Source organism: Pseudomonas fluorescens, from assembly GCF_902498065.1.
Classification (GTDB): domain Bacteria; phylum Pseudomonadota; class Gammaproteobacteria; order Pseudomonadales; family Pseudomonadaceae; genus Aquipseudomonas; species Aquipseudomonas fluorescens_BJ.
Genome location: NZ_CABVIR010000002.1, coordinates 366,878 through 392,594 on the forward strand (window position 1 = coordinate 366,878; position 25,717 = coordinate 392,594).

At 57.4% G+C, this 25,717-nt stretch carries 19 protein-coding genes and 1 riboswitch; of the genes, 8 read left to right on the plus strand and 11 right to left on the minus strand.

Annotated elements, in window-relative coordinates; translation table 11 throughout:
• Positions 1-12: 12 nt before the first annotated feature.
• From uca to F8N43_RS10980, 6 genes are all read right to left on the minus strand, one after another.
• Positions 13-3,639 (minus strand): urea carboxylase, encoded by a 3,627-nt coding sequence (gene uca / locus F8N43_RS10950; RefSeq protein WP_150653764.1) that lies wholly within the window; start codon positions 3,637-3,639, stop codon positions 13-15.
• 280 nt (positions 3,640-3,919) lie between these two features.
• Entirely contained in the window at positions 3,920-4,561 is a 642-nt protein-coding gene (locus tag F8N43_RS10960) for an urea amidolyase associated protein UAAP2 (RefSeq protein WP_150636312.1), read from the minus strand.
• Positions 4,562-4,572: 11 nt separating this feature from the next.
• Positions 4,573-5,298, minus strand: a complete 726-nt coding sequence (locus tag F8N43_RS10965) for an urea amidolyase associated protein UAAP1 (protein ID WP_150636314.1) — start codon at positions 5,296-5,298, stop codon at positions 4,573-4,575.
• 12 nt (positions 5,299-5,310) lie between these two features.
• Positions 5,311-6,099: an ABC transporter ATP-binding protein gene (locus tag F8N43_RS10970; RefSeq protein WP_150636316.1), complete on the minus strand. Its 789-nt coding sequence runs from the start codon at positions 6,097-6,099 to the stop codon at positions 5,311-5,313.
• Positions 6,096-6,911 carry an ABC transporter permease gene (locus tag F8N43_RS10975; RefSeq protein ID WP_150630917.1) on the minus strand — a complete coding sequence of 272 codons (816 nt, stop codon included), beginning with the start codon at positions 6,909-6,911 and terminating at the stop codon, positions 6,096-6,098. The genes F8N43_RS10970 and F8N43_RS10975 overlap by 4 nt, the downstream gene beginning before the upstream one ends.
• 15 nt (positions 6,912-6,926) lie before the next feature.
• A complete protein-coding gene (locus F8N43_RS10980; protein ID WP_150630916.1) occupies positions 6,927-7,994 on the minus strand; it encodes a putative urea ABC transporter substrate-binding protein in 1,068 nt (355 codons plus the stop codon).
• Positions 7,995-8,056: 62 nt separating this feature from the next.
• Positions 8,057-8,157: riboswitch (guanidine-I (ykkC/yxkD leader) on the minus strand.
• Between the two features lie 276 nt (positions 8,158-8,433).
• Here F8N43_RS10980 and F8N43_RS10990 point away from each other — a divergent pair.
• The 5 genes from F8N43_RS10990 (at position 8,434) to F8N43_RS29700 (ending at position 17,190) form a co-directional block, all read left to right on the plus strand.
• Positions 8,434-8,676, plus strand: coding sequence for a hypothetical protein (locus F8N43_RS10990; protein WP_150630915.1), 243 nt, complete (start codon positions 8,434-8,436; stop codon positions 8,674-8,676).
• 167 nt (positions 8,677-8,843) lie between these two features.
• Positions 8,844-9,302 carry a hypothetical protein gene (locus tag F8N43_RS10995; RefSeq protein ID WP_150653765.1) on the plus strand — a complete coding sequence of 153 codons (459 nt, stop codon included), beginning with the start codon at positions 8,844-8,846 and terminating at the stop codon, positions 9,300-9,302.
• Between the two features lie 293 nt (positions 9,303-9,595).
• A complete protein-coding gene (locus F8N43_RS11000) occupies positions 9,596-10,807 on the plus strand; it encodes a glycosyltransferase family 4 protein (RefSeq protein WP_150653766.1) in 1,212 nt (403 codons plus the stop codon).
• 33 nt (positions 10,808-10,840) lie between these two features.
• The gene (locus tag F8N43_RS11005) at positions 10,841-11,698 is read left to right on the plus strand and encodes a hypothetical protein (protein ID WP_150653767.1); all 858 of its coding nucleotides are present in this window, start codon (positions 10,841-10,843) and stop codon (positions 11,696-11,698) included.
• 2 nt (positions 11,699-11,700) lie between these two features.
• Positions 11,701-17,190: a calcium-binding protein gene (locus F8N43_RS29700; protein WP_150653768.1), complete on the plus strand. Its 5,490-nt coding sequence runs from the start codon at positions 11,701-11,703 to the stop codon at positions 17,188-17,190.
• A 65-nt stretch (positions 17,191-17,255) separates the two neighbouring features.
• On the opposite strand, the gene F8N43_RS11015 is transcribed toward F8N43_RS29700, so the two are convergent.
• A complete protein-coding gene (locus tag F8N43_RS11015) occupies positions 17,256-18,359 on the minus strand; it encodes an enoyl-CoA hydratase/isomerase family protein (protein WP_150653769.1) in 1,104 nt (367 codons plus the stop codon).
• Between the two features lie 132 nt (positions 18,360-18,491).
• Between F8N43_RS11015 and ung the strand changes: the two genes are divergently transcribed.
• Positions 18,492-19,184, plus strand: a complete 693-nt coding sequence (ung, locus tag F8N43_RS11020; protein WP_150653770.1) for a uracil-DNA glycosylase — start codon at positions 18,492-18,494, stop codon at positions 19,182-19,184.
• A gap of 40 nt (positions 19,185-19,224) precedes the next feature.
• Here ung and F8N43_RS11025 read toward each other — a convergent pair whose 3' ends face one another.
• The 4 genes from F8N43_RS11025 to F8N43_RS11040 are packed head-to-tail and all read right to left on the minus strand — an operon-like array spanning position 19,225 to position 23,272.
• Positions 19,225-20,268 (minus strand): AbrB family transcriptional regulator, encoded by a 1,044-nt coding sequence (locus tag F8N43_RS11025; protein WP_150653771.1) that lies wholly within the window; start codon positions 20,266-20,268, stop codon positions 19,225-19,227.
• Positions 20,261-21,775: a tripartite tricarboxylate transporter permease gene (locus tag F8N43_RS11030; RefSeq protein ID WP_150653772.1), complete on the minus strand. Its 1,515-nt coding sequence runs from the start codon at positions 21,773-21,775 to the stop codon at positions 20,261-20,263. The genes F8N43_RS11025 and F8N43_RS11030 overlap by 8 nt, the downstream gene beginning before the upstream one ends.
• Before the next feature lies 1 nt (position 21,776).
• Positions 21,777-22,235, minus strand: a complete 459-nt coding sequence (locus F8N43_RS11035; protein ID WP_150630910.1) for a tripartite tricarboxylate transporter TctB family protein — start codon at positions 22,233-22,235, stop codon at positions 21,777-21,779.
• 59 nt (positions 22,236-22,294) lie between these two features.
• Positions 22,295-23,272 (minus strand): Bug family tripartite tricarboxylate transporter substrate binding protein, encoded by a 978-nt coding sequence (locus F8N43_RS11040; RefSeq protein WP_150653773.1) that lies wholly within the window; start codon positions 23,270-23,272, stop codon positions 22,295-22,297.
• A 390-nt stretch (positions 23,273-23,662) separates the two neighbouring features.
• Between F8N43_RS11040 and F8N43_RS11045 the strand changes: the two genes are divergently transcribed.
• Both F8N43_RS11045 and F8N43_RS11050 read left to right on the plus strand, forming a co-directional pair.
• Entirely contained in the window at positions 23,663-24,334 is a 672-nt protein-coding gene (locus tag F8N43_RS11045) for a response regulator (RefSeq protein ID WP_084322654.1), read from the plus strand.
• Complete coding sequence (locus F8N43_RS11050; RefSeq protein WP_150630908.1) at positions 24,327-25,715, plus strand: sensor histidine kinase; 1,389 nt, start codon at positions 24,327-24,329, stop codon at positions 25,713-25,715. The genes F8N43_RS11045 and F8N43_RS11050 overlap by 8 nt, the downstream gene beginning before the upstream one ends.
• The last annotated feature ends 2 nt before the right edge of the window (positions 25,716-25,717 follow it).

Below are 25,717 nucleotides of genomic sequence, written 5' to 3' on the forward strand. Positions count from 1 at the left end.
TTCCAAATGGGTTCAGTCGAGTTGCAGCACCACGACGCGCTGTCCGGCGCGCACCGCCGAACCCGGTTGCACGCGGATCTCGCGCACCACGCCGGCGGTGGGCGCGAGCAGCGGGATTTCCATCTTCATCGACTCCAGAATCACCAGCACATCACCGGCGGCGACGCGGCTGCCGGTCTCCACCTGAACCTGCCAGAGGTTGCCGGCGATGTGGCTGTCGACGCTCATTTCGCCGCTGGCCAGCGGTGCGTCTTCGGCCGTTTCCGGGGCCGCTTCTTCACTGTCGAAATGCGCCTGGCCACTGGCAATCCAACGCTCGCGCTCGGCGTTGAATGCGCCTTTCTGTTGATCCCGAAAAGCGGCAATGCTCGAGGACTCTTTAGTCAAGAAAGCCTGGTAATCCGCGAGGTTCAACTGGCTGTGCTCGATGTTCAGCTCGAAACGCCCGAGGGGGAAATCCCGGCGGATGCGCAGCAGTTCATCGGCGCTCACCGGGTAGAAACGGATCTGATCGAAGAAACGCAGCAGCCATGGTTTGCCATCGAACGCGGCGACTTCGCGGTAGCGGTTCCACATTTGTAACGTGCGACCGACGAACTGATAACCGCCGGGGCCTTCCATGCCGTAGACGCACATGTAGGCGCCACCGATGCCCACCGAGTTTTCCGCGGTCCAGGTGCGCGCCGGGTTGTATTTGGTGGTGACCAGGCGATGGCGCGGATCGAGCGGGGTGGCGACCGGCGCGCCCAGGTAAACGTCGCCCAGGCCCATCACCAGGTAGCTGGCTTCGAACACCGTGCGCTGCACTTCATCGAGGTTCGGCAGGTCGTTGATGCGGCGTATGAATTCCAGATTGCTCGGGCACCACGGTGCGTCCTTGCGCACGGTGGTCATGTATTTTTCGATCGCCAATTGGCAGGCCGGGTCATCCCAGGACAGCGGCAGATGGACGATGCGCGAGGGGACTTGCAGGTCTTTGGCGGCGCACACCGCGTCCCATTCACCGGCGACGATACCGAGCAGATCGGTCAGTGGCAGTTGTTCGGGCTGGTAGTGCACTTGCAGCGAGCGGATACCCGGTGTGAGGTCGATGACACCGTGCAGGGTTTTGCTTTCCAGGGCTTGCATGAGAGCGTGGGCGCGGAAGCGCAGCACAAGGTCCAGTTCTGGCGCGCCGATTTCCAGCAGAAGATGCGTATCCCCCGACAACCTTGCAACCAACCGCGTATCCCCCTGACCCAACTCCAACACCACAGGCGATATAAGGCCCTGTGGGAGCTGGCTTGCCAGCGATGAAGTTGATGCGGTGTCTGGTCGGGCCCCATCGCTGGCGAGCCAGCTCCCACAGGTATCCCATTTGCAGGCGAGGTTGCGGGCGGTCTTGAGATCGACGGGGAGGAACTGGACTTTGTCGCCGGCCTTGAGCTGCCCAAGCTGCCAAAGATCCGCCTCGATCACGGTCACCGGGCACACAAACCCGCCCAGGCTCGGGCCGTCCGGCCCGAGAATCACCGGCATGTCCCCGGTGAAATCCACGGCGCCAATGGCGTACGGATTGTCGTGAATATTCGACGGATGCAGCCCCGCCTCACCACCGTCCGCACGTACCCATTCCGGCTTCGGCCCGATCAGACGCACGCCCGTTCTGCTGGAGTTGAAATGCACTTCCCATTGAGTCGCGAAGAACGTGCCGATGTAGTTTTCGGTGAAATATTCCGGTGCGCCGTGCGGGCCGTAGATCACCCGAATCTGCCGCACGGCAGGCAACTCAGGGATTTCCGGCAGTTGCTCACCGACGCTGTGATCGCTCAACGCCGGCACATGCAATACATCGCCGGCTCGCAATGCTCGACCACCATGCCCACCAAACTGCCCGAGCGTGAAGGTACTTTTACTGCCCAGATAATCCGGCACTTGCAGGCCGCCACGCAGGCACAGATAGCTGCGAGCGCCCGCACCGGCAATCGTCCCGAGGCTCAGCGTGGCACCGGCGGGAATCAGCAGCGCCGTGTTCATCGCCACGGTTTCACCGTTCAGCGTCAGCGGAATCACTGCCCCGGTGACCGCCACCACTGCGTCGCAATTGAAGCGCAGCAACGGCCCGCTCATGGTGATTTCCAGCGCGGCGGCACCTTCTTCGTTACCCAGCAACAGATTGCCCAGACGCAATGCGCGACTGTCCATCGGCCCCGACGGCGGCACGCCCACCGCCCAATAGCCGAGTCGCCCCGGATAGTCCTGAACGCTGGTTTGAGTGCCAGCGCTGAGCACTTCAAAGGTGTTGGCCTGATAGATCAGATGTTCGAGGCAGCGGGTCCACGGCTGGCCGCTGGCGAACGGCGCATCGAGCAAGATCTGCCGCAGGTAATCGCGGTTGGTTTCCACGCCGTAGAGCAGGCTGTCGCCCAAGGCCTGATGCAGATCGGCCCGCGCTTCTTCGCGGGTCGGTGCCCAGCAGATGACCTTGGCGATCATCGGGTCGAAGTACGGCGGAATCTCGCAACCGGCCTCGACCCAGGTGTCGATGCGCAGCTGTTTGCCATCGGCGACGGGGAAATTCACAGCGGTCAGCAAGCCGGGGCTCGGTTGAAAATCACGACCCGGATCTTCCGCATACAGCCGCGCCTGAATCGCATGGCCGTTGGCTTTCAAACCTTGGCTCAACACGCTCAGCGGCGGCAGATCACCCGCCGCCAGTTCCACCATCCAGCGCACCAGATCCACGCCCCACACCTGTTCGGTGACGCCGTGTTCGACCTGCAAACGGGTGTTCACTTCCAGAAAATAGAAGCGCTGGTCTGCGCTGTCGAAGACGAATTCCACGGTGCCGGCGCTGCGGTAATTCACCGCTTTGGCCAGTTTGATCGCAGCGGCGCAAAGCGCTTCGGCCATCCCTTCCGGCAGGTTCGGCGCCGGGGTTTCTTCGAGGACTTTCTGATTGCGGCGCTGCACCGAGCAGTCGCGCACGCCGAGGGCGATTACTTCACCGCGACCGTCACCGAACACTTGAACTTCGAGATGCCGCGCGCGCTGAATGTACTTCTCGATGAACACACCGGCGTCACTGAAATTGTTCTGGCCGAGGCGTTTGACCGCTTCGAAGGATTCGCTCAATTCGGCAGCACTGCGGCATACGCGCATGCCGATGCCACCGCCGCCAGCGGTGCTTTTGAGCATCACCGGGTAACCGACTTGTTCGCCAGCGATCAATGCCGCATCGAGGCTGTCGAGTAGCTCGGTACCTTCGAGCATCGGCACGCCGTGCTGTTTGGCCAAGGCGCGGGCCGTGTGTTTGAGACCGAATACGCGCAGCTGTTCTGGCGTCGGACCGATGAAGGCGATGTCGGCGGCTTCGCAGGCTTCGGCGAACGCGGCGTTTTCCGAGAGGAAACCGTAGCCGGGATGGATCGCCGTGGCGCCGCTGGCTTTGGCGATGGCGAGGATTTTGTCGACCGCCAGATAGGTGCCGGCCGCCGCGCCTTCACCGAGGCTGTGGGCTTCATCGGCTTGCAGGATGTGCAGGCTCGCGGCATCGGCTTCGGAGTACACGGCGACGCCTTTGACGTGCGCTTCACGCAAGGTGCGCAGGATGCGGCAGGCAATGGCGCCACGGTTGGCAATCAGGACTTTTTCGAACATGGCATAACCCCTGGAGGGGATGCGGGCCGTCCCGCAGTTTTTCGTTGGGCGCCGGGGTCGTCCCCGACGGCAGAATCAATTCACTCCCAAACACCACAAAACCCTGTGGGAGCGGGCTTGCCCGCGATGAGGCCGGCACTTTCAACACTGATGTCGACTGACACACCGCTATCGCGGGCAAGCCCGCTCCCACAGGTTTAGTGGTGGTCTGGAGATTTCAGGCACTGCCCGGAACGGGCCTGGCACAGGGCAAACAACCACCGCCGCAACCGCGAAAGTTTCAGTTCCATACCAGCAGCTCCGCAGGCGTAGGGTTGTAGGCATTGCACGGATTATTCAGTTGCGGGCAGTTGGAAATCAGCACGATCACATCCATCTCTGCCCGCAGGTCCACGTACTTGCCCGGCGCCGAAATCCCGTCTTCAAAGGTCAGCCCGCCATCCGCCGTGACCGGCACGTTCATGAAGAAGTTGATGTTCGGCCCGATGTCACCCTTGCCCAGTCGTCCGTCGTGGACGCAGGCGCGCAGGTAGTTGTCGCGGCAGCTGTGCATGTAGCGTTTTTCCAGCGCGTAACGCACGGTGTTGCTCTCCTGCGCGCAAGCACCGCCGAGGGTGTCGTGGCGGCCGCAGGTGTCGGCGACGATGGTCAACATGGGTTTGCCGAGGTTGGAATACAGCACGCTGCCGGTGCTCAGGTAGACGCTGTTTTGCCGGCGCAAAGTGCGTTGCACGTCGTAGCGTTCTTTCGGATTGGCGACGCTGTAGAACAAGGTGTCGACGGCCTGGTTGCCTTCCAGATCGAGGATGCGTAGGGTCTGGCCGGCCTTGACTTCCATCAGCCACGGTTCGCCGGCGGGGATGGTGGCGCGGTAGACCGCGGCTTCTGGTTGCTTGGGCGTGGTAGCGATTGCGAGTGACATGGCAGCGATCCTCAGGCGAACAGACGGTCGGTGTTGATGAAGCCGCGCTCGTTTTCCGGGCGCGAAGTGCGGCAGTGTTCGGCGACGCTGGCGTCGGCGTTCATCCAGCTCAACTTCAACGGTTTCGGTGCGTATTCCGGCGATGGGTCCATCGGGTGTTGCAGGGCGGTGAGCACCACCAGCGTGTCCATCGGCGCGTACAACTCGATGTAGTCGCCGGCCTTGGAGTTGCCTTCGACGAAGTGGAAACGCCCGGCCTCATCGACATTCACGCGGCTGAACAAATTGAGCGTCATCAGCAAATCCGACAGGCCCAGACCCCACTTGCCCAGTTCCACCAACAGGTTATCGGTGCCGTTGCGGAAGAAGCCGTTGCGCAGTTCCTGGTAGCGGCCGGTGCCGTATTTTTCTGCCACTTCTTCAGCGCAGAGCACGCCGCCGAGGCTGTCGCTCCAGCCGCAGGTGTCGGCGGTAATTGCCGCCAGCACCCGGCCCATGTCCGAGTAGAGGCAATGGCCAGTGGTGAGCTTGGCGGTGTGTTGGCATTTGAGGCTGTCGGGCAGGTTCAGACGCTCGGTTTTTTCATTGGCGTTGAGCAGCGTCAGGCTGACATTGGCACCGCCACGCAGGTCGGTGAGGCGCAGCAATTGACCGCGCTTGAGGACGAAAGAACGATGGCCGCCGCCGGGGAGCATTTCTTCGGCGAAGGGTGGAAACAGTTGGGTCGAATCAGTCATGTGCAAATCCTCTTAAGCGGTGCGAAGCGTGCCTGCCAACTCAATCGGCAAGGCATCGACGGCGGCACGGGAGGCGCGGCGGTCGCTGTTCAATGGGATGTCGTAGGTGATGCGCGCGCCATAGGCGCCGGGGGCGTGCGGGTCGACGCGGACCTTGTCGAACACCAGCAAACGGGTGCCGAGGCTGAAACCTTCGGACAGGTCATGGGTGACCATGAACACCGTCAGTTGCGTCTCGCGCCACAGTTCCAGCAGCAAGGCGTGCATGTCTTTGCGGATGCCCGGATCGAGCGCGCCGAACGGTTCGTCGAGCAGCAACACGCGGGGTTTCATGATCAGCGCCTGGGCGATGGCCAACCGTTGTTGCATGCCGCCGGAGAGCTGCGCCGGGTACTTGTCCAGCGAGTGGCCGAGGCCGACTCTGTGCAGCAGCACCGAAGCCTGTTCGCGCGCCTCTTTTTTCGCGCTGCCGAACAGGCGTCCGAGCAGCGGCGAACGTGGCAGTTCGAGGCCGAGGGCGACGTTGTCCAGCACGGTCAGGTGCGGAAACACTGAGTAGCGCTGGAACACCACGCCACGGCTCGAATCCGGCTCGCTGGCCAGGGCCTGGCCGTCCAGCAGAATCTCGCCGCGACTGGCGCGTTCCTGGCCGAGCAACAGCCGCAGGAAGGTCGATTTGCCGCAACCCGACGCGCCGACCAAAGTGCAGAACTCACCTTCGTTGACGTTCAGGTTCAAGCCTTCGAGCACCACCTGATCGGCGTATTGCTGCCAGACGTTTTTTACCGTGATGAAGCTCATGCGCGGGCTCCTTCATACCAAGGGAACGCGCGTTGGGTCAGGCGCTTGAGGCCCCAATCCATCAGCCAGGCGAGCAGGGTGATCCAGACCACGTACGGCAGGATCACATCCATCGCCAGATAACGGCGCACCAGAAAAATCCGGTAGCCAAGGCCGTCGGTGGAAGCGATGGCTTCGGCGGCGATCAGGAACAACCACGCCGAACCGAGCATCAGCCGCAGTGAGATCAGCAGGCGCGGCAGCAATTGCGGCAGCACCACACGCAGCATCAGCGTCCAGGTTGAAGCGCCGAGGGTCTGGGCCTTGATCAGCAACTCCACCGGAATTTCCCGGGCGCGCTGTTCCAGATCCCGCGCCAGGCAAGGGGTGATGCCGATCACGATCAGCATCACTTTCGACAATTCCCCCAACCCGAACACGATGAACAGAATCGGCAGGATCGCGAGCGGCGGCACCATCGACAGCACCGTCAGCAACGGCGACAACGGCGCGCCGAACAGCGGCAACGTCCCGGCGGCGATGCCCAGGCACAGCCCGGCCAGCGCGCTGATGCCGAGGCCGATCGCCAGGCGCCGCAAACTGGACGCGGTGTCTTGCCACAACACGTATTCACCGGTGCGGCTGTCGGCGCTGAACGCCAGGCGCTTCACCGCATCGGTCATCTGCACGGCGCTCGGCAACAGTTTGTCGTTGGGGTTGTCCAGCAGCCGCTCGGCCGAGCCCATGAAGTAGGCCAGCAGCACCAGGGCGAACGGCAGGATCACCAACAGCAGGCGACTCGGACGATCCGGGTGACGATTGATCAGGCGCATGGCCAGGTCCTCTTCTTACAGCTTGGCGTCGGCGGCCATCTGCACGTAACTCGGGTCGAAGCGCAGCTTGAGGTTGGTCTTGTCGCCGCTGGTCACGCCATTGGCGAAGGCCATGCCGACGGCGCTGGTGTCCTTGGCGCCTTCACCGAGCAAGCCGTGCTGGAAGGAAAACTCGGCGACCTTGCGCATGGTTTCCGGCAGTTGCTTGCTGGTGGCAAACCCCAGGGCCTCTTTCGGCGTGGCGAACAATTTGGTGGTGTCGAGTTGCGCCTGGAAACCCGCGAGGTCGGTGCCCGAGGCCTTGGCCATGTGTTCGAGGGCGGCTTTGCTGGCGGCGTTTTTCGCGTTCATCAACTCGACCACTTCGAACCACGCACCGGTCAGCGCTTTGCCCAGGGCCGGGTTGTCTTTGAGGGTGGCGCTGTTGACCACCATCATGTCCATGATTTCGCCGGGGATCTGGCTGGAGTTGAAGACTTCGGTCACGCCCGGTTTGGCCTTGATGTCCGAAAGCATCGGGTTCCAGGTAGTGACAGCGTTGACTTGATCCGTGTTGAAAGCCGCCGAGATGTCGGCGTCCGAAGTGTTGACCACTTTCAGGTCTTTCTCGGTGAGGTCGACCGAATCCAGTGCACGGGCCAGCAAGTAGTGGGAAACCGACAGCTCGACGAGATTGACGTCCATACCCTTGAGGTCGCTGACTTTCTTGCCGTCGCCCTTGAGCACGATGCCGTCGTTGCCGTTGGAGAAGTCGCTGACGATCAACGCGGTGCTGTCGACGCCGCCAGCCGCCGGAATGGTCAGCGCGTCCATGTTGGTCATGGTGCAACCGTCGAATTGGCCGGCGGTGTACTGGTTGATGGATTCGACGTAGTCGTTGAGCTGCACCACATCAATCTTGATGCCGTACTTCTTGGCCCATTTGTCGACGATGCCTTGGCTGCCGGCGTATTCCCAAGGCATCCAGCCGGCGTAGATGGTCCAGCAGACGCTGAAGTGGTCTTTTTGCGCAGCCTGGGACGAGACGCTCACGAGGGCTGCAAACGCAGCGGCGAGGAGGGCGGGTAAACGAAGCTTGAGCATGGGTGATTCTCCAGTTGATCAAGGGCGGGCAGGAGTCAACGCGGCACCGTAAACGGTGGCTTGTCTCCCGGGCTTTTGTCCCGCCGTGTAACCTCAACTGGAGGTCGCCAACTCTCGGACCAGCCACTCGCCTTAGCGAGCCGGAACCCTAGTCAGCCATTGCAAATTGTGGTGCCGCGAACCTGTGATGACTCCTGCACGGGTTTGCTAAAGCGAGAGCCGTGCCAAGTCGCCCGAAGCGCTCTGGGCCGGGGGATTGCTTTTTGGCCGGGAGAGTCGAGGGTCGTTCGTTGCTTTGTGATGGTGCATCCGTGCACTGAGATGTAGCGTGGCGGGCCGCTGATCTGAAGGTCGGTGTCGTCTGGCACTTGCCATTGCATCGTCAGTCAAAACAGGTGTCAGCCGGCCTGTATCGGCTGTGGTCTTTCAGGAGGCCGCCATGTTTCGTCGACTGTTGCTGGGTGTTGTGCTCGGTGTCGGGTTGGCCGGTTGCTACTACTACGCCGGCTCCTACGACGTGTATTCCACGCCTTATTACTCTCCCGGCTATGCGCCGTATTCCTACTATTACGGCCCGCGCTACTACTATGGCCCGCGCTTTTACGGTGGTTATCGCTACTACTATTGGGGCGGGCATGCGCCCCGTCATTACGGCGGTGGATATCGCGGAGGTCACCATTAATCAGCGGATGAATGGATGAAAAACCTTTCATCGGCCAGATGTTTCAACTTGTTGCAAGACCGCACCAGATTTCGAAATCGATGTCTGATCTCTCGACAGTCACCGAATAATTGACTGTCGCCCGCCAGCGTCGCTGGTGTGGCTCACTCGCGGTCCAGGAGGCCGCCATGCTCCTTCAAAAAATGCTCCGTCGAATTCTTCTGATAGCTGTAGTGGGATTGTCTCTCGGTGCGTGCGTGCCCTATGCCGATGGAGGAGGCAGCTACTACAGTTCCGAGGTGTACACGTCCCCTGCGCCGTATTACTCCGGTGGCGGGCCTTACTACTCCAATGGCGGTTACTACACGTCGCCGCGCCGGTATTACTCACCGCCGGCCCGCTATTACCAGCCGACACCGCGGTACTACCACCAGCCACGGGTGTATCAACCGGCACCGCGTTATTACCAGCCATCGCCACGAGGCGATTACCGGGCTCATCAGAGTCGCGGCTGGGACGGCAATGGCCGGGGCGGTTGGGATGGACGGAATCGTGGCAATTGGAACAACGATAATCGCGGCGGCCATGGTGGACGCGATGGCCGAGGCGGGCGGGGCAGTCATGATGGACGTGGCAGTCACCGGTAGCCTCCTACAAAACCTCAACAAAAAAGCGGCGCATCAAGCGCCGCTTTTTTTATGCGCCACGGATAGGGCGCGAAGGTCATGACTGGGATGAACGTGACGTCCTCAAGGAAGCGCACAGTGCCGGGAGCGCCTGCTCGATTCGAAATTCACCCTCCTTGCTCCATCTCCTCGGGCGTTCTCGGAACCCTCCTACATTTTTATTTCTGCGCGTTTGTTAGCGTTTGTGCATTCGTATTGATGTTGAAAAAACTTCAATGAAATGAGGGCGTACGAGCAGAAAAATTATTTAAATTATGAACTTGCTGATTATCCATCAAAACTTCCCTGGTCAATTCCAGCATGTTGCATTGGCGGCGTTGAGACGGCCAGGCAATAACGTCATTGCTATAGGGCGAGATACTGCTCCAGGTGTGCCAGGAATAAAGCTCTTCAGATATAGATCTATAAGAAAGGCGTCACAGCATACTCATCCGTATTTGCGTCAATATGAAGACGCGGTAGTTGATGGGCAGCAAGTAGTTTGGGTGTTGAAAGGTATCAAGCAAAAAGGTTATCGCCCTGACGTGATACTTGCGCATCCAGGGTGGGGTGAAACATTGTTTGTAAAGGATGTTTATCCTGACATTCCTCTGATTCATTTTTGTGAATATTATTATCATTCAAAAGGCGCGGATGTAGGTTTTGATCCTGAATTTTCGTGCACCCCAGATGCTTCTTCAAGAATTCGCCCACTGAACTCGATGCATCTTTTGAATCTTGAACAATGTGATGTTGGAATTGCCCCAACACATTGGCAGCGGAGTTTGTTTCCGACAGCGTATCACTCAAAAATTCACGTGATTCATGAGGGTATTCCTTTAGAAGCTCTTGGGCCTATGCCGTCTGCCTCTGTAAGGCTACCCAATGGGTACGTGCTGGAAACCGGGCAGCCAATCGTGACGTATGTGGCGAGAAACCTAGAACCCTATCGCGGATTTCATAGTTTCATGAGATCCATTCCTTATATTCAGGCCGAGTGTCCGGACGCCCAGATCGTAATCGTGGGAGGCGATGGTGTCAGTTATGGGCGTTTGCCGAAAGGGTTTGAGAACTGGCGCAGTAAGTTGCTGGCGGAGTTGGATATAGATCTTTCCAGGGTGCATTTCACGGGCAAGCTGCCTTATAAAACTTATAGAGCCGTTTTGCGCGTTTCAGAGGTGCATGTTTATTTGACTTATCCCTTCGTTATGTCTTGGTCGCTACTAGAGGCAATGGCGTCTGAGTGTGTCGTGATAGGTTCTGATACTGCTCCGGTTCGGGAGGTGATCGTTGATGGTGTAAATGGACTGCTGGTGGATTTTTTTGACGCTGAGGCAATAGCGGGGAACGTATGCAGGGTTTTAAGAAGTCCCGATGATTTTAATTTGATTGGGGCATCAGCGAGATCTACAGCGAGCAGGTTTGATGTAAAGCATGGCTTGCAAGGGTATTTCGAGATTTTTGATCGCGTGATTTCTTGTTCTTAATAGGCAGCTTGATCATTTTAAATGGAGTTTGAAATGTATAAGGTGATTCGCAAGGATGCATATTGGTGGTGTAAAACCATACTGAAGTACGGTTTGGTTGTGGCTTTTTGCTTTTGGTTGGTGAGTTGTTACGTTGAATCTGAACGCAGGGCGGAAGAGCGGGATCGTAGCCGAGAGGAATCAAAAAAATGCAGTCAGAAACTTGCTGGTATGGAGCACGTTCCCATCTTGGGTGGGAGCCTTCTTGATCGAACCAAGATACCAGGATTCCATTTTGGTTCTTCAACGAGAGACGGGCTGTGCATTGCAGATGTTCTTGAGGGTTCTTTCTGGTGGACGGGGACTGAACTCCGCACGGAGTATCAGGAGAGCGGGAAAGAAAAGCCATCTAGCTGGGGGCATTTCAATGTGGCTGCGAGGTTGTATACAAGAAAGCCATCCACGGAACCGTACAATATGGGACGTAAGACTATCGATTGGCCTGATGAGCTTACTGTAAAACTAAAGAATTACCCGGGCTTGGAGCTCTGGCTTACCGCTCCTCCTCCTAGTATTAAGAATGAATTCTCAGTTACAAGTTTTGTAATACGTGATTGGCGTCGACGTGACGGAACACCGCGCACGATATCGTGTGACGGGTTGGATTCGCCGCGGAAGAAAACTCTAGAAAGCGGGGTGAGTGGGGCGGATCTATTAAGGTTTGACAAGTCGCAACTGGAAAATTTAGATTTTGGTGATTTGAATGCCTATTGTACGGTCGGATTGCATAATTTCGATTTTGCAGGTGGAGATGCTCGTGTAGGAACTGGAACTGAATCGTTACGTGGCGCTCCCATAGCGCTTCAGATGATTAGTGAATATCTTTCGAATGCTATAATTACAGGGAAGTAACTATGAGCTATGTTTTTAGTGTTTTAGAGAAAAAAAGAATTTTCGAAGCTGTCAGTATATGCAGTGGGATGGTATTTGGATCGGAAGAAGAGAGGTATAAGGCAGTAGCGAAAGAAGGTAGTAATTGCGTGCCTTTCTATCAAGCTTTATCAGATATTGTTGGTGAGAAGCTTTCAGGGAAAATTATTCTTGATGATACCACTAAGCGCACTTTAAAAAGTGCCAAGCTCTGGCTTGATGTGGCGATTGATGCGAATGGAGGAAACGGTGCTTACTCTGCATTAATTCGAGCTTATACACTACGGCAAGGACAGTTGAGGCTCAAAGAAACGTTTAGCTCTGAGTTGATACAAGAAGCATCCAATGGTGTGGCAGTCAATTTTGTAAATGCTCTGATATACGGATCAGTTAAAGAAAATTTGGCACCGTGGACAGTGCCTTTAATTAGTCAAATCGCTTCCATCGATGCAAGAGCCGTCGGCGAAATATTGTTCGAAGACGAAAGTGGTACAGAAGATACTGCCTCAAGCCGTAACGCAGGATGGTCGGGCACAATCGCCTTTAGCCTGTTGGGTGGGGAGTTTCCCTATGAAACGTGGAGGTTAATATCGGCAGGTGATCCCGGTTCGGAAATAAAAGGCAGTCATGAACAAGCAAAGGTTAATAGAATCGATGATTTCAAGAATATCCTGTTTGCCATAGACTCATACAGTGTGGCGCTTGAGGCGGTGATCAAAAACTTTGGTGGGAATGTTTTTGAGAGCTTGTTTTCCGTTGTGCCAGAGCAAATAAATGTGGCGCTTAGTAGTGGGAGTGTTAATCCGTTAATCCAGTATGTGGTTAAAGGTACGCCTATTTCATCAGTGGTTGATCTGATATTAAGATACGGTGTGAATGTCTTCTTTGACATGTTTAGACGAACCTACGATGGTGACGCTAATGTTGCGGCTACCACGGATGAAACTTTTGCTGTTAATGTCCATGCATTTTTCTCGGCGCTCCCACCGAGTCAATCCCAAAGCATTGTTGCAAAGACAATTGGGGAATATGGCAGCGCTTCTGAGTGGGGAGTACTAGCCGCCCAGGATACGTCTATCGGGCAGGCAATACGGAATGCTCTAAAATACCTCAGCGAAATAGTTATAGAAAGAGACGACGGTTTTTCAGGGCGCGGACTTGAACTCTATGACTCAAAAACTGGTGAAGGCGTCATCACCGAGCAATGGTTGATTGATCGGGCGGAAATGTTAGGCCGATTGATAGCCAGGACCAACGGATCATTTGGTGAAAACACAACTCAGAAGTTCTCCTATTCAGATCTTGCATCGGGTAAACAGGTATCAATGGCTACAGGGGTTTCAAATCCTCTGGTCATGTTTGGTGATGATGGAGGACGGTCGTTCGGCGGCGGAGCAAACATCGACCATCTTTACGGCGGTGTGGGCAATGACACTATCACCGGTTTCGAAGGACATGACTATATAGAGGGGGGTCATGGCAACGACCTGTTAAAAGGAAATGATGGGAATGATACGTTGTATGGAATGTTCGGTGACGACGTATTAGTGGGCGGTAAAGGCGGCGATATTCTGATTGGAGGAGTTGGCAACGATCGATATGAGTTTTTGAATGGCGATGGGGTTGATCAGATTTTAGATTTCAACGTCGATGGTCAGATCCTGATAAATGGCAGCCTCATACCTGTCCCCAGACGTCTTGGTCCTTTGGACAACACGTGGGTCACCGAAGATGGCGCCATTACTTTAACCCTCATCGAAGAACCCACTGAAAAAACACTCAATATCAAATACGGCCAGAATGACCTGATTGTCATAAGACACTTCACACCGGGAATGTTTGGCATCCAACTTCCAGGCTACGTAAGCCAGAGCTTTGCGAAGCCCTATCTCACCATCACCGGTGACCGAAAAGCTGAAGATGCCGATCCGGATGTTCCCGGTGATCAGCTTTCTTACGATGAGCTGGGCAACGTTGTGGTGATGCCGAAGGTAAAACAGAGCAACCGGGCAGACGTGCTGCACGGATCGTTTAGCCACGACATGCTCATTGGACTCGGTGGTTCCGATCGGTTGTTCGGTAAAGCCGGAAATGATCGTTTGTTTGGAGATAAGCGGGTCACTATCGAAAAGGCAATGACTGGCGGAGCCGTTCGCGGACGAGCAAGTCGTGGCGATTGGCTTGATGGGGGGCTTGGCGACGATCTCCTGGTCGGTAGTTCATCCAGAGACATGCTACTGGGCGGCACCGGAGAAGATACGCTGGTTGGCGGGGCGGGCGACGACAATCTATCGGGTGATGGTATGTCCGGTGGTTTGTTGGACAGTTGGGACTTCAAACGCGTTGAACTCCCTTTCGGCAAGGACAGTAGCAGTTGGCATCCAGGCCTATCCGATGCCTCCATTAGCACGGCGGTAGAAGGTGGTAATGACATACTTTATGGCCAGGGTGGTCACGATTTTATGACCGCCGGCGGGGGGGACGATTTACTCGATGGTGGTCCCGGGAATGATGTCATGAGCGGTGATCAAGGAAGTGACACCCTTCTCGGTGGCAGTGATGACGACCTCCTGCTGGGAGACAACCACGATTCCGCTGGCGGGCTCGAAAGCAGGAGCCATGGAAACGATTTGCTGGACGGTGGTGATGGCAATGACAAGCTTCACGGTAATGGTGGTAGCGACGTGTTGTACGGCGGTGTCGGTAACGATTATCTAACGGGCGATGACTCTGAGTTGCAGGGTATAGAGGGTGATGCAGCCCATTATTTCGGGAGTGACTTTCTGGATGGTGGTGCAGGCAACGACACCCTCCAGGGGGGCGGTGCTGATGATTCACTTTATGGCGGTGCAGGTAACGACAATCTCTCTGGTGATTACCTCTCCCACCCAGTTCACTACCACGGTAATGATTTCCTTGATGGCGGCATCGGTGATGACACGCTTATAGGCATGGGTGGCTCCGATACGCTGATAGGGGGAGAAGGACATGACGCCTTGGACGGAGATGAGCACAGCCTGCAAGAGGGGGGAACCAATGATGACTACATTCAAGGAAATGCAGGAAACGACACACTCTGGGGCGGCTTGGGCGCCGATACACTTTATGGCGGCGCTGATGACGATTTCTTGTTGGGTGATTATGAGCTAAGGCCCGAAACGGAACATGGTGCAGACTATCTTGATGGCGGTTCAGGAAACGACACGCTGATTGGTGGCGGCGGAAACGACACTTTGTATGGCGGCGCAGGTGCGGATTACCTTCGCGGTGGTTCTGGCGATAACGTTTTTTATGGAGGTGCCGGCAGCGACTATCTGGAGGGACTAGACGGCAATGACATCTTTCATTTCGGTATTGGTGATGGACTCGATGTTATTGCCGATACCGGTGGAAACAACGTCATAAAATTCGGACCTGGATTTACCTCAGATAATTTAAAAGCTGACATCATTGTTGTGGATGTCGGTCCGGTATTGCGGCTATTTAATGGGTTGGGGGACGCCATTCTGATTCGGGACTACAATAAATGGGAAACCTCCATATTTCGTTTTGAAGATGGTGCCGTTTTAAGTTTCAAGGATGTAATGAGGGAAGTGCAAGGTCCGCGAGAAGTAGAGCCCACGGTTGCCAATGATGCTACTGGCGATAACGCTATCCTTGAAATCGCTGATGATAAGTCGTGGAGTGAAGAGTTTCTGAGTAACCTGAAAAAGCGTCGTTCGGCATATATACTTGCATCGGGGTTTGTACTGAATGCTCAAGGAGCCTGGAGCAAGAGCTTTATTACTGACAGTGAAAACAGTTATCAAGAAAAAACACACTTAGTTGTTGAGAGCTTTCAGCCAGGTTCATTGTCAGATACCCCCGCACGGATGAGTCTCGTTTTCGGTAGAGCAGTGCTCAGCGAAAGAAATTCAAGCACATCGTCCCATACTGAGTCCCGACCCGCAGTGGTAGGCAGGCTGGAATACAAACCAAAACAAGAGCCGCATTACTATCCGTCCGGTGCAAGCTATAGTGGCTTTTCTCTGAGTGCTGGTGAAGTTATCGTTGAGCATAAAAGCGCGACAGGTGTTATTCAAGGTTGGTATGTTTATCCTCCTGGAAGTTTTGATGGAAATGAAGTGAGTTACAAAAAGTTCAGCTCGGAGGTCACGACTGAAACTGTCAAGCATAAAATTGTTCAGGGTGACAATGAAGGCGGGAGGGTTAATCTGGAAGCCGGTAATATTTTCCATGGAGGAATGGGCGACGACTTGGTGGTTACCTACGAGGCGCCCAATATCTATTACGGTGAAAATGAGGGTAGAGTTTCCGGTGCGTTTCTTTCAGGCGGGGAAGGAAATGATACATTGCTCGGGTCAGAGGGCCAGGATTATTTAATGGGTGGCTCAGGGCATGATTGGCTTTACGGTGGGAACGGTCCAGACACTTATATAATTGGTGCGCATGCTGGGGGGGAAACCATTGTTGCGGACATGTTAAGCCCCGTTTATCTTCGCCCAGAGGTTGGGGCCGCAGGGTGGAATTCCGAGTTTGGGTTGATCGATACAGATACCGTTAGACTGCCGGATGGAGTAACTCTTGAACAGTTGAAGTTAAGCTGGGGAGCAGTGTTGGTTGAAGCGGTCAATATAGAGTTGGCACCCAACCCGAAGCGCGGCACCTATCGCAATCCGCCGCTTGGTCAGATGCTGTACTCCACGCTTGATATTTCCTGGGATAAAGCGCAGCAGGTTCGTATTGTATTACCTAATGCAAGTGATCTTGCTGGTTCAGGTATAGAAGTTGTGAAGTTTGCAGATGGATCACACATTAGCTTGGATAACCTGATAGTTAACAGTCAATTGGGTCCTGCTCCCGATACTTATAAGCATGGTGTCTTGGTCGAAAATGCGGTTGAGGCTGTCTCTTTTCGGGATGGTAAAAAGCTCCCTCTTGTAGGTGGTCAAGGTAATGACACTTTGAGTGGTGCTGGTGAGATACGAGGCATGCAGGGGGATGACCTGATTTCGGGCGGTGCGGGAGACGATGTACTGTGGGGCGGGCCCGGTAATGACACGTTGGCTGGCGGTGAGGGTAATGACATTTACAAATATGACGGGCAGGGACGCGATTTGATCGTAAATACATCTGGTGGTGTGGATGGAATCGACTTTACGGATTTTGGTGCGTCCCTAAATCAGCTGAATTTTCATCGGGAAAAGGATGATCTCGTCATAGTTGTGAATTATGGGATGTCTCCAAAGATTCGAGTTTACGATCATTTTCTTGGTGGCGATCTGGCTATAAATTTTGTACGAACGCTAGGGGAGGATAGAACCGCTAAAGATCATGCTGCGAGCAAATTAATCGAACTTCTACACCCGCTACCCCCGATGAGAGATATGGACCATTTAATGTCTCTTGATGAAGAAAAGGCGTCGGAAGCAATGAAGGAAATAGTTGAATTCTACGGGCTCAACTTAAGTTAGCATGGCTTGCCCGCGACAGCGTTTATGAGCTTGCCATCGCGGGCAATACCCGGCTTTCAGTATCTCTACAAATCCGCCAACGGATGCCGCCCCTCCCAAACCTTATGAAAATGCGCTTCCACCACCGCATCCGGCACATTATTGATGTCTGGCCAATGCCAGTGCGGTTTCTGATCCTTGTCGATCAACCGCGCCCGCACGCCTTCGCTGAATTCCGGATGACGGCAGCAGTTGAGGCTCAAGGTGTATTCCATCTGAAAAACCTGAGCCAGCGACATATGCCGGGCGCGCATGATCTGCTCCCACACCAGATGAGCGGTCAGCGGCGAACCTTCACTCATCGTCCGCGCAGCACGGCTCAGTAGCAGGTCAGTGCTATCACGCTGTTGGCTGATGGCCTTCCACGCGCATTGCACGTCACTGACGTCCAGCAGTTCATCGATCTGCTGACGACGCGGCAGCCACTGGGCTTCGGGCATCTGCGCGAGTGCTTCCTGCTGCAGGGCCTTGAGCAGACTGTTGAGCTGCATGGCCGTCTGTTCCTGCCAGTTCAATTGCAGCAGGCCTTCGATCAGCGCTTCCTGTTGTTCATCGAGCAGGAAACGGTCGGCGAGGTCCAGATCGATCGCATCCCGACCATTCATGTGCGCACCGGTCAGGCCAAGGAACAAACCGAGTTTCCCGGGCAACCGCGACAGAAACCAACTGGAGCCAACATCCGGATACAAACCAATGCTGATTTCCGGCATCGCCAGCCGACTGCTCGGCGTGACGATGCGGATGCTCGCGCCCTGCAGCAGGCCCATGCCGCCACCGAGTACGTAGCCATGGCCCCAGCAGATCAACGGTTTCGGGTAGGTGTGCAGGCTGAAGTCCAGTCGGTATTCCGCCGCGAAGAAGTGCGCGGCCAGCGGCGGTACTTCACCGGGATGCGCGCGACAGGCTTCCACCAGGCTGCGGACTTCGCCGCCGGCGCAAAAGGCCTTGGCACCTTTGCCGCGTAATAATACGCAGACGATTTGCGGCTCCTTGGCCCAGGCGTCCAATTGATCGCGCAAGGCGTTGATCATCGGCAAGGACAGGGCGTTCAGGGACTTTTCGGCATCCAGGCTGGCAACGCCGATGCGGGCGCCGTCGGTGCCGGTGAGTTCTTCGAAGTGCAGATTCATCGTGACCTCGATCGGGAATTTGAGCGTTCAGTATGATCGCAATGCAGGAAAGTGCCGGTTCCGTGTCTGATCAATTGACAAGCGTGCCGGGCTTTCCTAGGGTTCGCCCCATTGTTTTTGCCGGATGTAACCATGACTGCTGACGACCGTATCAAACTCGAACCGGGCTGGAAGGAGGCACTGCGTGCTGAGTTCGACCAGCCCTACATGGCAGAGTTGCGCCATTTCCTGCAACAGGAGCGTGCCGCGGGAAAGGAAATCTATCCTCCTGGACCGATGATTTTCAACGCGCTGAATTCGACGCCGCTGGACAAGGTCAAGGTCGTCATCCTCGGTCAGGACCCGTATCACGGCCCAGGACAGGCCCATGGCTTGTGCTTCTCGGTGCAGCCGGGCGTACCGGCGCCGCCGTCGCTGGTGAACATCTATAAAGAGTTGAAACGCGACCTGAACATCGACATTCCCAATCACGGTTACCTGCAGAGCTGGGCTGACCAGGGCGTGTTGATGCTCAATACCACCATGACCGTTGAGCGCGCCAATGCCAATGCGCACAAGGACAAGGGCTGGCAGTTTTTCACGGATCGGATCATTGAAGTGGTCAGCCAGCAGCAACCGCATCTGGTGTTCATGCTGTGGGGCGCCCATGCCCAGAGCAAGCAGAAGCTGATCGACGCGACCAAGCATCTGGTGCTGACGTCGGTGCATCCGTCACCGCTGTCCGCTTATCGCGGTTTTCTTGGGTGCGGGCACTTCAGTCGGACCAACAAGTTTTTGGAGCAGAATGGCGAGACGCCGATCGAGTGGCGGTTGCCGCCGGTTTGATGGGCTGACCGAGGCGTTCCGACGATGAGGGCGCCTCGGTCTATCTGACGGAGTCCGGGTTGCGATTCCAATACTTGAACAACGGCTCGGCCAAAAACAATACAAACAACAACCGCATCACTTGCATCGCTGTCACCAGCGGCACCGACAATTGCAGGGTTTCCGCCGTCAGGCTCATCTCTGCAATCCCGCCGGGCATCATGCCCAGGGTCAGTGAACGCAAATCCAGATGTGTCAGCGCACTCAACCCGAGCGCTGCCGCCGTGGCGATCAACATCGTCAGTACCGTTCCGATCAAGGTCCGCCCCATAAACGAAGGCGCCCGCCGGAAAAACTGCCGGTTGAAGTGACAGCCCAGGCCGCTGCCAATCAGCCATTGGCCAATCTGGCTGCCGCCATGGGGCAAGCCGATATGCAAATCCCAACCAATACTCACCGCCGCGCTCACGAGCAGCGGTCCGAACAGCCACGGATTGGGTTGACGAAGACGTTCCCAAAGCCAGGCCGCCAACGCGCCTGCCGGGAATAGAAGGGCCAGCCACCACCAGTTGACGGCCGTCGGATGAACGATGGGCGCACCGTCGCCCAGCAAATACTTGAACGCCGCCGGCACACACAACACCACTACCAGCACCCGCAAACTTTGCCCGGCCGCTACGCGACTGAGCACCGCGCCATTGCGCGCGCCGAGGTTGACCATCTCCCCGGAGCCGCCGGGCATGCTGGAGAAGAACGCGGTGGCACGATCCTCACCGGTGCGCCGCATCAACCAGACCCCGACGATGGCCGAGAGGCTGGTGACCAACGCACCGAAAAAAATCAGTCCGAAGTGGCTCAGCACCTGCTCCATCACCATCGGGGTGAAGTGCAGGCCGATGCCGATACCGACAACCCATTGGCCGCACTTGCGGCCACCGGGGATTTCCGCCAATTGCCACGGTGTCAGACAGCGCACCAGGATGATCGCCAGCAACGAGCCGACCATCCATGGCAGCGGCCAGCCGACAAGGCTGGCCAGGTAACCGCCCAGCGCGCCGACCAGCGGCGTACCCCACCAGGCTTTGAAAGGTGTTCGATCAGACATCGGCAATGGCGCGCTGAGCAGCCGAACGTTTGCGCCAGATACGCAGCAGCGGCATCAACAGCATTATCGCCGTCAGTACCCAGCAACCGAACGTGATCGGGCTCGACCAGAGGATCTCCAGCGCACCGTTGGAAATCGACAGGGCGCGACGCAGGTTCTGCTCCATCAAGCCTCCGAGGATGAAACCCAGCAAGACCGGCGACAACGGGAAGTCCAGCTTGCGCAGGATGTAACCGAAGATGCCAATGCCGATCATCAGGAACAGGTCGAACGTGGTGGCGTGCACCGCGTAGACGCCGATCCCGGTGATGATCGCGATCACCGGAACCAGCGCCCAGTTCGGCACGGCGAGGATACGGGTGAAGATGCGGATCATCGGGATGTTGAGGATCACCAGCATGATGTTGGCGACGAACAGGGAGGCGATCAGGCCCCAGACGATGTCGGGTTGCTGCTGGAACAGCAGCGGACCCGGGGTGATGTTGTACAACGACAGGGCGCCGATCATCACCGCGGTGGTGCCCGAGCCTGGAACGCCGAGTGTCAGCATGGGCACCAGTGCACCGCACGCGGCACCGCCAATGGCGGTTTCCGGTGCCGCGAGGCCGCGCATGTCGCCTTGGCCGAACGTGCCTTTGGTACCTGCAATGCGCTTCTCGGTCATGTAGGCCACGGCGCTGGCAAGGGTCGCGCCGGCACCCGGCAACACGCCCATGATGAAGCCCAGCAGACCGCAACGAATGTTCACCACGAACACCGCCGAGGCTTCCTTGAAGTTGAACATCATGCGGCCGGTGGCTTTTACTGCCTCCTGACCGTGGTGGGTTTTTTCCAGCAGCAGGAGAATTTCACTGATGGAGAACAGGCCCAGCACCAACACGACGAACTGAATGCCGTCGGTCAGGTGAATGTTGTCCCCGGTGAAGCGGTAGACACCGCTGTTGGCATCGATGCCGACCGTCGACAGAAAGAGACCGATCAGCGCTGCGATGAAGGTCTTCAATGGACGATCACCAGCCATGCCGCCGAGACAGACAATCGCGAACACCATCAGCACGAAATATTCCGCCGGCCCGAAGGCAATCGCCCATTTCGCCAGCAGCGGAGCGAACAGCACCATGCCGCAAGTGGCGATGAACGCACCGATGAACGAACTCCACGCCGACAGCGACAGCGCCACACCGGCCAGGCCTTTGCGGGCCATCGGGTAACCGTCGAGGGTGGTCATGACGGTGGAGGCTTCGCCCGGAATGTTCAGCAGGATCGAACTGATCCGGCCGCCGTACTCGCAACCCAGATACACCGCAGCCAGCAGAATCAACGCCGACTCCGGTGGCAGCCCAAGGGCAAATGCGATCGGGATCAACAGCGCTACGCCGTTGATCGGGCCCAGGCCCGGCAACAAGCCGACAACGGTGCCGATCAAGGTGCCACACAGGGCGGTCACCAGATTGTACGGGCTCAGCGCGACGCCGAAACCCTGACCCAAATAGCCAAGAGTATCCATATCAGTTCTCCAGAACGTCGAGCACGCCCAGTGGCAGTGGCACGTCCATCAACTTGTCGAACAGCAGGTAAAGACCGATCGCCATCAGGCTGATGATGATCGCGCTGGGCAGCCAGCGGCCGCCGTACAGGCGCGCCATCGGGACGCCGATCAAAATGCTCGCGGCAATGAACCCGAGTGGTTCGAAAGTGCCCGCGAATACCAGCAACAGCACCACGCAGATGCCGATTTTGGTCAGGGTTTCGCGGTCCATCGGCGGTTCGTCAGGGTTGTGCTTGATCGGTGCGGGACGGAACACCATGTACAACAGTGCCATGCCCATCAGCCCGAGCATCAGCAGCGGAAACGCACGAGGACCCACCGGTTCATAAGAAAAGGCCGCTTGGTACGGCCATGCCATCAGTGCCAGACCCACACAGGCCAGTAACAGCACCGACGCAAAAATGCGTTGTAAGAGCATAGGAAACTCCTGTGCCGCAGCCCCGCAGAAAGGGGGCCGCAGCCGCTAGACAGAGGCGATCACTGAATCAGGCCGAACTCTTTGGCCAGCACTTTGTAGTCCGCGACCTGCTTCTTCACGTAGGTGTCCAGCTCCGGGCCGGTCATGGCGAACGGGAACAGTTCACGCTGATCGCGCAGCTTGGCGAACTCAGGTGATACCAGCAGTTTGTCGAAGGCGTCTTTCCACCAGGCGTAGTCTTCATCGCTGACTTTTGGCCCGAGGTAGAAGCCGCGAACCACTGGCCAGACGATGTCGTAGCCTTGCTCTTTGGCGGTCGGAATGTCTTTCATTTCCGGCTCGTCCAGGCGTTTCTCGGAGAACACCGCCAGCAGGCGCATGTCGCCGCTCTGGATGTGCGGCATGGAGTCGGAGATGTCGGTGCTGCCGACCTGGATGTGGCCGCCGAGCAGCGCGGTGGCGATTTCACCGCCGCCTTCGAGGGCGACGTAACGCAGATCGCGCGGGTTGATCCCGGCGGCCTTGGCGATCAGTGCGGTTTGCATCCAGTCCTGGCTGCCGACGGTGCCGCCGGAACCGATCACCACTTTGCTCGGATCTTTCTTCAGCGCCCGAACGAGATCGTCGAGGGTTTTGTAAGGCGAATCGCTTTTCACCGCGATGGCGCCGTAGCTGGTGCCGACGGCGGCCAGCCAGCGCACGTTGGTTTCATCGAAGCGACCGAACTTGCCCTGGGCCAGGTTCAGCAACGAACCGCTGGACCACGCCACGAGCGTGCCGGCATCGGCCGGGCGTTGAGCGACCACCGCGTTGTACGCCACCGCGCCGACACCGCCGGGCATGTAGGTCACGCGCATCGGTTTGGTCAGCAGCTTTTCGTTGACCAGCGCGCTTTGCGCCAGTTTGCAGGTCAGGTCGAAACCGCCGCCAGGCGAGGCCGGGGCGATGCATTCCGGGCGTTTCGGCTCGGCCATCAGTTGGCCGGCAAACAGCATGCAGCTGGCGGCGAGGGCGAAACGGCGCAGTGATCGATTCATTGTTGTCTCCACGGGAGTTGTTGTTTTTGGGGATGTTTCAGGTGCGACAGTTTCGCGTTGCGCAGCCGTTGACGGCGCTGACAAACGTAAACGATGGGAATTGAGAAAAGAGATGATGCGGACAAACCTGAAGCTGTGTGGACAGCATGGCGACGTACCTCGTTATTGTTCTTATTGGCGAAAACGCATCAAGGCGTTTTTCGGGAGCTACATTTCAAAGCACGGTCGATGGCTTACAGGCGAAACCATCCGTGGGCCGACTGTAACGGTCGAACCTTTCACTAACCTTTCAGTGGGCTTTCACGGTTTTCGGGCTTCACAGCGGCGGATGCGGCTGTAAACTCCGCGCCAAAGAATGGCGTCGAACATCCCTGAATGAGGTAAAGATCCATGCGTGTTCTGCTCGTCGAAGACCATCTGCAACTCGCCGACAGTGTCGCCCAGGCGCTCAAGAGCACCGGGCTGACCGTGGATGTGCTGCATGACGGAGTGGCTGCCGACCTGGCGTTGAGTAGCGAGGAATACGCGATGGCGATCCTCGACGTCGGCCTGCCGCGCATGGATGGTTTCGAAGTGCTGGCGCGCCTGCGGGCTCGGGGCAAGAACTTGCCGGTGCTGATGTTGACCGCGCGCAGCGATGTCAAGGACCGGGTCCATGGCTTGAACCTTGGCGCTGACGATTACCTGGCCAAGCCTTTCGAACTGACCGAACTCGAAGCCCGGGTCAAAGCCTTGCTGCGCCGCAGCGTGCTTGGCGGCGAGCGCCAGCAGACCTGCGGCGTACTGGCTTACGATCTGGACACCCGGCGCTTCACCCTTGGCGAAGAATTGCTGACCCTGACCTCCCGCGAACAAGCGGTGCTCGAAGCGCTGATAGCGCGTCCCGGTCGGGTGATGAGCAAGGAGCAACTGGCTGCCCAGGTGTTCGGTCTGGACGAAGAAGCCAGTCCCGACGCCATCGAAATCTACGTCCACCGCTTGCGCAAGAAACTCGACGGCCAACCGGTCGCGATCGTGACCTTCCGCGGTCTCGGCTATTTGCTGGAAAGCCGCGATGCATAAGCCCAGCAGCCTGCGCTGGCGGTTGCTGTGGAACCTCGCGTTGTTGTTGGTGGTGTTGATGCTGGCCAGTGGTTTGAGCGCGTACTGGAACGGGCGCGAGGCCGCCGACACCGCGTACGACCGAACCTTGCTGGCCTCGGCACGAACCATTGCCGCCGGGGTGTCCCAGCGCGATGGCAGTCTGAGCGCCGACGTCCCCTACGTGGCCCTCGATACCTTCGCCTACGACAGCGCAGGGCGGATTTTCTATCTGGTCAATGACATCAATCAGAAGTTGATCTCCGGTTACGAAAACCTGCCGCCACCGCCGCCGGGCACGCCGCGCACCGATGACTATCCGGCGCTCGCACGTTTCTACAACGCGACGTATCAGGGGCAGAACGTGCGGGTGGTGAGTCTGCTCAAACCTGTGAGCGAGCCGAACATGAACGGCATGGCGGAAATCCGCGTGGCGGAAACCGATGAAGCGCGGGTCAGCATGGCCCGTAGCCTGGCGGCGGACACGTTGCTGCGACTGGGCATGCTGGCGGTCGGCGCGTTGCTGATGGTGTGGTTTGCGGTGAGTGCAGCGTTGCGTCCATTGGAGCGTTTGCGTACAGCGGTGGAGGAGCGGCAGTCCGACGATCTGCGGCCGCTGCCGTTGGTGGAAGTGCAGCATGAATTGTGGCCGCTGGTGCGCGCCCTCAATCACTTTACCGAACGCCTGCGCGGGCAGTTTGAGCGGCAGGCGCAATTCATCGCCGATGCCGCCCATGAACTGCGCACGCCACTGGCGGCGCTCAAGGCCCGGCTTGAGCTAGGCCTGCGCTCGACCGAGCCCGAGACCTGGCGCAACACATTGGAAACGGCGGCCCAGGGCACGGACCGCTTGACCCATCTGGCCAATCAATTGCTCTCGTTGGCGCGGGTCGAGAACGGTGCCCGGGCAATCGCCGAGGGCGGTGCGCAATTACTCGATCTGAGTCAGCTGGCCCGGGAACTGGGCATGGCGATGGCGCCGCTGGCCCATGCCCGTGGCGTGGCGCTGGCGCTGGAGGCCGACGAGCCGGTGTGGCTGCGCGGTGAGCCGACGCTGTTGAACGAGCTATTGAGCAATCTGGTGGACAACGCGCTGGCCCATACGCCGCCCGGCGGCAATGTGATCCTGCGGGTCTCGGCGCCAGCGGTGCTGGAAGTCGAGGATGATGGTCCGGGGATTCCGCTTGAAGAACGTGATCGGGTGTTCGAGCGCTTCTATCGTCGCAACCAGCAGGTGGCCGGGTCGGGGTTGGGGCTGGCGATTGTCGGCGAGATCTGCCGCGCGCACCTGGCACAGATCAGCCTGCACGATGGCGAGCAGGCGGGGTTGAAGGTGCGGGTGAGTTTTATCGCGGGGGAGTGATG

Bases quoted from the DNA above. Each gene is read 5' to 3' on its own strand.
- uca (WP_150653764.1), bottom strand. From the start codon at position 3,639: ATGTTCGAAAAAGTCCTGATTGCCAACCGTGGCGCCATTGCCTGCCGC.
- F8N43_RS10960 (WP_150636312.1), bottom strand. From the start codon at position 4,561: ATGTCACTCGCAATCGCTACCACGCCCAAGCAACCAGAAGCCGCGGTC.
- F8N43_RS10965 (WP_150636314.1), bottom strand. From the start codon at position 5,298: ATGACTGATTCGACCCAACTGTTTCCACCCTTCGCCGAAGAAATGCTC.
- F8N43_RS10970 (WP_150636316.1), bottom strand. From the start codon at position 6,099: ATGAGCTTCATCACGGTAAAAAACGTCTGGCAGCAATACGCCGATCAG.
- F8N43_RS10975 (WP_150630917.1), bottom strand. From the start codon at position 6,911: ATGCGCCTGATCAATCGTCACCCGGATCGTCCGAGTCGCCTGCTGTTG.
- F8N43_RS10980 (WP_150630916.1), bottom strand. From the start codon at position 7,994: ATGCTCAAGCTTCGTTTACCCGCCCTCCTCGCCGCTGCGTTTGCAGCC.
- F8N43_RS10990 (WP_150630915.1), top strand. From the start codon at position 8,434: ATGTTTCGTCGACTGTTGCTGGGTGTTGTGCTCGGTGTCGGGTTGGCC.
- F8N43_RS10995 (WP_150653765.1), top strand. From the start codon at position 8,844: ATGCTCCTTCAAAAAATGCTCCGTCGAATTCTTCTGATAGCTGTAGTG.
- F8N43_RS11000 (WP_150653766.1), top strand. From the start codon at position 9,596: ATGAACTTGCTGATTATCCATCAAAACTTCCCTGGTCAATTCCAGCAT.
- F8N43_RS11005 (WP_150653767.1), top strand. From the start codon at position 10,841: ATGTATAAGGTGATTCGCAAGGATGCATATTGGTGGTGTAAAACCATA.
- F8N43_RS29700 (WP_150653768.1), top strand. From the start codon at position 11,701: ATGAGCTATGTTTTTAGTGTTTTAGAGAAAAAAAGAATTTTCGAAGCT.
- F8N43_RS11015 (WP_150653769.1), bottom strand. From the start codon at position 18,359: ATGAATCTGCACTTCGAAGAACTCACCGGCACCGACGGCGCCCGCATC.
- ung (WP_150653770.1), top strand. From the start codon at position 18,492: ATGACTGCTGACGACCGTATCAAACTCGAACCGGGCTGGAAGGAGGCA.
- F8N43_RS11025 (WP_150653771.1), bottom strand. From the start codon at position 20,268: ATGTCTGATCGAACACCTTTCAAAGCCTGGTGGGGTACGCCGCTGGTC.
- F8N43_RS11030 (WP_150653772.1), bottom strand. From the start codon at position 21,775: ATGGATACTCTTGGCTATTTGGGTCAGGGTTTCGGCGTCGCGCTGAGC.
- F8N43_RS11035 (WP_150630910.1), bottom strand. From the start codon at position 22,235: ATGCTCTTACAACGCATTTTTGCGTCGGTGCTGTTACTGGCCTGTGTG.
- F8N43_RS11040 (WP_150653773.1), bottom strand. From the start codon at position 23,272: ATGAATCGATCACTGCGCCGTTTCGCCCTCGCCGCCAGCTGCATGCTG.
- F8N43_RS11045 (WP_084322654.1), top strand. From the start codon at position 23,663: ATGCGTGTTCTGCTCGTCGAAGACCATCTGCAACTCGCCGACAGTGTC.
- F8N43_RS11050 (WP_150630908.1), top strand. From the start codon at position 24,327: ATGCATAAGCCCAGCAGCCTGCGCTGGCGGTTGCTGTGGAACCTCGCG.